Annotated in this window: 7 protein-coding genes; 6 read left to right on the forward strand and 1 reads right to left on the reverse strand. The window is 43.1% G+C overall.

What is annotated here, in order from left to right; translation table 11 throughout:
• From WAM07_RS00755 to WAM07_RS00765, 3 genes are all read left to right on the forward strand, one after another.
• The coding region (locus WAM07_RS00755) for a PTS sugar transporter subunit IIA (protein ID WP_422163927.1) at positions 1-947 on the forward strand (947 nt) is incomplete at its 5' end.
• An 18-nt stretch (positions 948-965) separates the two neighbouring features.
• Entirely contained in the window at positions 966-1,403 is a 438-nt protein-coding gene (locus WAM07_RS00760) for a PTS sugar transporter subunit IIA (protein ID WP_422163929.1), read from the forward strand.
• Between the two features lie 2 nt (positions 1,404-1,405).
• On the forward strand, positions 1,406-2,542 hold the full coding sequence (locus tag WAM07_RS00765) for a mannitol-1-phosphate 5-dehydrogenase (protein ID WP_422163931.1): 1,137 nt from the start codon (positions 1,406-1,408) through the stop codon (positions 2,540-2,542).
• Between the two features lie 25 nt (positions 2,543-2,567).
• On the opposite strand, the gene WAM07_RS00770 is transcribed toward WAM07_RS00765, so the two are convergent.
• Positions 2,568-2,939, reverse strand: a complete 372-nt coding sequence (locus tag WAM07_RS00770; RefSeq protein WP_422163933.1) for a PilZ domain-containing protein — start codon at positions 2,937-2,939, stop codon at positions 2,568-2,570.
• 159 nt (positions 2,940-3,098) lie between these two features.
• Between WAM07_RS00770 and WAM07_RS00775 the strand changes: the two genes are divergently transcribed.
• From WAM07_RS00775 to WAM07_RS00785, 3 genes are all read left to right on the forward strand, one after another.
• Entirely contained in the window at positions 3,099-4,889 is a 1,791-nt protein-coding gene (locus WAM07_RS00775) for a M3 family oligoendopeptidase (protein ID WP_422163935.1), read from the forward strand.
• A 15-nt stretch (positions 4,890-4,904) separates the two neighbouring features.
• Positions 4,905-5,204 carry a 4a-hydroxytetrahydrobiopterin dehydratase gene (locus WAM07_RS00780; RefSeq protein WP_422163937.1) on the forward strand — a complete coding sequence of 100 codons (300 nt, stop codon included), beginning with the start codon at positions 4,905-4,907 and terminating at the stop codon, positions 5,202-5,204.
• Positions 5,205-5,936: 732 nt separating this feature from the next.
• Positions 5,937-6,416 (forward strand): SRPBCC family protein, encoded by a 480-nt coding sequence (locus tag WAM07_RS00785; protein WP_422163938.1) that lies wholly within the window; start codon positions 5,937-5,939, stop codon positions 6,414-6,416.
• Positions 6,417-6,463 lie beyond the last annotated feature (47 nt).

The raw sequence follows: 6,463 nt of genomic DNA on the forward strand, positions 1-6,463 counted from the left end.
GAGCCACAGAGTTTGTTTTTCCAAAAATTATTTTTCCTAAAGAAGAAACGGCCTTTCTTGTGATGCACTTTGCCAGTGCGTTATTGAATATGGAGGGATCACGCGGGTTTAAAGCGTTAGTAGTCTGCTCAAGCGGCATAGGAACCGCGAAAATCTTAGCTGCTAAGCTTAAGAAACAATTCTTGGAGATTGAAGAAGTGGATCACCAGTCCATGTTCGACTTAGATGATATTGCTAAAGAGGATTATGACCTCGTCGTATCTACGCTCCCGCTCGATAATATCGAGGATTATGTACTAGTGAATCCGATGCTTCCGAATTCTGACACTCAGAGGCTGGAACACCGAATTAGGAAACTGAAGATTATGGACAGTATGAAGCCGTTCAAAGAAAATGTGGCAGAAGAAGATGAAACACTGCAGACCATACAGGATTCTGTAGGCGGGATTCAGCGCTATGCTGCAGCCGTCGGACAGTTATTGAACGGACTGGGTGTGTTCAATCATTCAAGTTTATCTAAAAAAGAAATTCTATATGATGCGTGCCTCCAGTTACAGAATAAAAACATGCTGACAGAAGCGGAAGCCATAACAGAAGCTTTAGTGAACAGAGAAACGGTGGGAGGACTCGGGATACCTGGAACTACTCTTACCTTGTATCATACCAGGCAACCAGCAATTCATGAGCCGTCCTTCACCATTATCAAGCTGAACGAAGCCGTTCAGGTTGTCGGGATGGATGGCGAAATGATGCCTTCGTCCGTGCTTATCCTTATGCTTGCTCCTCAGGACATGAGTAAGGAGGGGTTGGAGGTTATCAGTTTCTTAAGTTCCCTGCTTATTGAGGAGCCTGAAGTTATCAGGGTGTTTGAAAAAGAGGAAGAAGAAGAAATTAAGAATTATGTATCTAACCAGCTTCATCAATTCTTTAAGAAGAAAATATCTTAATTATAGAGGAGAATGAAAATGTCTGATAATATTTTAACGTCCAACACGATCGAATTGAATGCACAGTTCAGCTCTAAAGAAGAAGCGATCCGCTATGTAGGAGGGTTGCTTCATAATGGTGGTTATGTAGAAGAAGCTTATATTGAAAAAATGATGGAAAGAGAAGAAGTGACTTCTACCTTTATGGGAAACTACGTAGCCATCCCACATGGTACGGAAGATGCGAAGAAATCAGTGAAAGAAACAGGTCTTGCTGTAGTAACCGTTCCAGATGGCGTTGATTTTGGTGATGGCAATATCGTGAAATTGCTCATTGGAATTGCTGGAAAAGGGGACGAGCACCTTCAGATCCTTTCCCAAATTGCCATTGTATGTTCAGAAGAAGAGAACATCGATACCATTCTAAAAGCTCAATCGAAAGAAGAAATTATCAGTATCTTTAATGAGGTGAATTAAAGATGAAAGCCGTTCACTTTGGAGCAGGAAATATCGGAAGAGGTTTCATTGGAGCGCTGTTATCTCAGGCAGGGTATGAAACCATATTTGTAGATGTGAATGGGGAGTTAATCGATGAACTAAACCGGAAAAGGTCCTATCAGGTGGATCTTGCCGGTACAGATCGTTCGCTTGAAGTTACCAATGTATCAGGGCTCAACAGCATCAACGATGAACAGGCAGTTATTGAGGCTATTCAAGAAGCTGAGATTATTACTACAGCTGTCGGACCCAACATTCTGTCTGCGATTGCACCTGTCTTAGCCCAGGGTCTCCTTCAGAAAGAAGATAAAGGAAACGTGATTGCCTGCGAAAATATGGTAGGCGGCAGTGACATTTTGAAAAAACATGTTCTTGAACACGCAGGTGCTGACCAAAAAGATTGGATCAGAGAGAATATCGGCTTTCCGAATTCAGCTGTGGATCGGATTGTACCGGACCAGCACCAGGATGATCTATTAACGGTAAAAGTGGAGCCTTATTTTGAATGGGTAGTAGAAACAACCGCTATTAAAGGGAGTCGTCCGGAAATCAAGGGAATTACGTATGTTGAGGATTTGACCCCTTACATCGAGCGTAAACTTTTCACAGTGAACACAGGGCATGCAGTGGCTGCCTATTTAGGGAAATTCCATGGTCACGAGACGATAAAGCAGGTTATGGACGAGCCGGCTATTAAAGAGAAAATCCGAGGAGCCCTTCAGGAATCAGGAGCGGTTCTGATCGAAAAATACAAATTTGATGAGGAAGTGCATCACGAATATATTGAAACGATTCTCAGCCGTTTCGAAAACCCGGACTTATCAGATGAAGTTACCCGTGTCGGACGAGCACCAATTCGAAAACTCGGACCTAATGACCGTCTTGTGCAGCCGGCCGTTTCTTATCTGGACTACATGAAGAAAGATCCGGTACGTCTTGCAGAGGTTATAGCAGCTGCTTTATTCTACAAGAACGAGCAGGATCAGGAAGCCGTAGAGCTGCAGAAACGTATAGATGAAAAAGGAAGAATCAATGTCTTTCAGGAAATCGCTGAGTTGGACAATGACCATCGACTTGTCAAAGCTGTTGAAGCGCAGATCCATCATTTAGAAAAATAAGTACTAAAAAACCTCCAGAGGGATTTTAATCCTTCGGAGGTTTTTTGTCTTTTATTTGTTTGTGTTTCTTTAAGGCTTGAATCACCTCTTCTTGATGATTACCGATAAAATCAAGGCCGTAATGATATTGGCCGCGAGCTGGTTTCATCCATATGACTTCCGCTGTGAAAGAAAGATCGTGACCGGCTAGTGAGGTGGCGACAAATAAGTGGACGGTTTTGCTAGTGGGGATATGTACATCTGAAGCTAGTCTCATACCTCCAGGACTAATGTCTATGACACTGCCGGATCCCATGGAGGAATTGACCGGTTTCTTGTCTACCTTAATTAGTTTAAAGCCAGCGGAGAGAGGCTCCTCGAAGGTGTATCGCAATGTTTCATTTCTTCGGTATCGCATTAAATCGACCTTTCTGGCTTAGACATCTTTTAATTGAAAATACCAAAATATTCTTGAAAAAGCAATCTATCGTTTTATGAGCTGTTCACTTTAACTTGTGTGTGAAAATTCTGATACAATAATAGGTGAATATGTTTACATAAAAGAAAGGGGAACGTTATGAATACTCTCCATAAAACATGGGATTTAGAAACGATTTTTGAAGGAGGCAGTGAATCTGAACAGCTTCATAATTATGTTCTGAAAACAGAACAGGAAATCAGCAAGCTTGAAAGCCTTGTACACTCATTCACATCGCCCAAAAATACCGACCAGACAAAAGAACTCTCCGAGGTTGTGGATCAAATCCAACTGGTAACAAAACGACTGGGAGAAATCGGGGCATTCATCAGCTGTTTGAATGCTCAGAATGTAAATGATAAAAAAGCAGGGGCCTGGCAGTCCAGAAAGAATGAACTTAGCGCTGCGTTTGGAAATCTGCTTACCGAATTCGATCAGAGATTAGTCCAGACGGATGAAGATGTATGGAAATCGTTGCTAAAACATACTCCATTTCGTCAGTTGGATTTTATCCTTGATGAACGACGAAAAGCTGCCAAGGATAAATTGGAACTGCGCCAAGAATCACTGATTAACGATTTGGGTATTGATGGATACCATGCATGGGGGCAAATGTATGATGCCATTGTTGGGAAATTAGATATTACTCATGAAGGAAAGACGCTTTCCGTAGGACAGGCCTCAAACTTGCTCGACTCACCCGACCGCGCCGTTCGTAAAGAAGTTTTTGATAAGCTGCAGAACACCTGGAAAGCGCAGACGGATCTATTCAGTGAGACATTGAATCATTTGTCCGGTTTCAGGCTTCAAACATATAAATATCGGGGGTGGGAGCGGGTACTGAAAGAACCGCTTGAGTACAATCGAATGAGTGAAAAGACCTTGAACACGATGTGGGAGACGATCACCAAATACAAAAAACATTACCTTCCTTATTTAAAAAGAAAGGCGCATATGCTTGGCTTAGAGCGTTTAAGTTTTTACGATGTGGAAGCTCCTGTAGGCTCAACGGAACAGACAATGAGTTTTCAACAAGGAGCGGAGTTTATTACTCAGCAATTCCGTTCGTTCAGTCCTAAGATGGCAGATTTTGCAGAAATGGCTTTTGAAAGGCGCTGGATCGAAGCAGAAGATCGTTCGGGTAAAAGGCCTGGAGGCTTTTGTACCAGCTTTCCTGACAGCGGACAGACAAGAATCTTTATGACTTATTCCGGTACACCATCTAATGTTGCCACGCTGGCCCATGAGCTGGGACACGCCTATCATCAGCACGTAATGGATGATCTGCCTGCCCTGAATCAGGGATACGCTATGAACGTGGCTGAGACGGCTTCAACATTTGCGGAGATGATTGTTTCTGATGCAGCCGTGAAGCATGCGGCCAACGACACCGAAAAATTGACGCTGCTTGAAGATAAAGTTCAGAGAAGTATTGCTTTCTTTATGAACATCCACGCTCGTTTCTTGTTTGAAACCAGATTTTATGAAGAACGTAAAAAGGGAGTGGTTTCAGCTGAACGCTTAAACGAACTTATGGTTGAGGCACAGAAGGAAGCTTATGAAGATGCACTCGATGAGTACGATCCAACCTTCTGGGCGTCCAAACTTCATTTCCACATTACAGATGTACCATTCTATAATTTCCCTTATACGTTTGGTTATTTGTTCAGCATGGGTATTTACGCGAAAGCTCTAAACTCAGACAGTAATTTTGAAAATGACTACATTGCCCTGTTGCAGGATACGGGTCGTATGACGACAGAAGATCTAGCGGCTAAGCATCTGGGTGTAGATTTAGAGAAGCCTGAATTCTGGGAACAAGCTCTGGATCTTTGTATGAAAGATCTAAATGATTTTATGGAGCTTAGCGCAAAACAAAGGAACGATTAACGAGGAGGGATTCAAATGGAAGAGAAGCTTATTCCTGAAGCTGAAAAGCAGCAGCGAGTAGATGAATTAGAAGGCTGGAAATTGACGGATAACAAGTTTATTGTTAAACGCTATCGCTTTGAAGACTTTCTTTCCGGCATCCGTTTTGTTAATCTCGTGGCCGAATATTCGGAAGATATTCAGCATCATCCTTTCATCAGTATCGACTATAAAGTGGTCACCATGAAGCTGACTTCGTGGAATGCCAAGGGACTTACGGAACTTGATCTGGCATGTGCAGAAAAATATGATATTTTATACAGCAATATAAAGTAAGGATAAGAAAGACCAGTGGAAGGAAAAAATATACTGGTCTTTCTTAAGTTATGGTAAGAATAAAGTTCTTCCACAACAGGGCCGGATTGTTGAAGACTCCGTTTCGAGATATCTTTGGTCCGATGCTAATATAGAGAGGGGTTGGCTACGGAAACATCTCGCTTTCCTGCGGCCCTACACGATGTAGGGTCGATCGACGTTGCCACAGGACGTGGTGATTTTAGTCGATCCTCCTTTTTACCAGAAGCCTCCTCGGTCGCTTCACTCCCTGTGGGGTCTCGCCTAGCTCCTTCTCCCGTGGGAGTCTCGACGTTTCCTTCGCCAACCCAGCCACGTGAGAATAACGGACTCTTTTCAAGAGAGAAAGCTCTTTTCCTAAATAGGTACTAAAATGCTTCTATAATAAGCTTTTTCGCGTCGTTATAGCATGAAAATAACTTCATCACCCCATGCTTTTTTTCTCATCAAGCAAACAGTGTGTGAGGTAGTTTCGAGTCTCAGAGTTAGCCAGGTCCGGAGGGGGACGATGAAGACTCCTGTGGGATGAACATGAGAGGTAAGATCCCGGAAGGCGAAGCCTGAGGAAGCTTACCACATGCCCACGGAAAGCGAAATCGTCCCCCGTAGGACCAAATTCACAAAAAAAGTCTCGAAACTGAGTGTTCAAGTATCGGGACCTGCTTATTAAAATTAACAACAACGTTGAACATATATGCTAAAGGAGGGAATGGAATGACGGTGGTGAAAATTGCGATATGGATCGATGTTCCGATCGAGTTTTGTTTTGACATCGCCAGAAATATCAGCCTCCATCCTCAGTCAGTCCCTCATACAAAAGAGAAGGCAGTAGCCGGAGTGACGGATGGATTAATACATGAAGGAGAAACCGTGACGTGGGAAGCCATTCATTTAGGGATCCGGCAGACTTTGACAGCTCGGATCATTTCCATGAATCCGCCTTATGAGTTCGTGGACCGCATGGAAGAAGGGGCTTTTCAATCTCTTATCCACGTTCATCTCTTTAAGGAACAGAACGGGGGCACGCTTATGACGGACATTTTACAATTCGAATCTCCATTTGGTCCTGTTGGAAAAGCTTTAAATCGATTGTTTCTAAAAAAGTATATGACAAACTTCCTCGCTCGCCGATCAGAAAATCTAAAGCAGATCGCAGAAGATGAGTATGTGAGGGCAGGCAGGCCCGGCGTCTAGTTTATCTAAAAAACCTGAATTAAATTAAAAGCTATTGCAGATTGGAA

Source organism: Halobacillus sp. (assembly GCF_049282395.1).
GTDB lineage: Bacteria > Bacillota > Bacilli > Bacillales > Halobacillaceae > Halobacillus.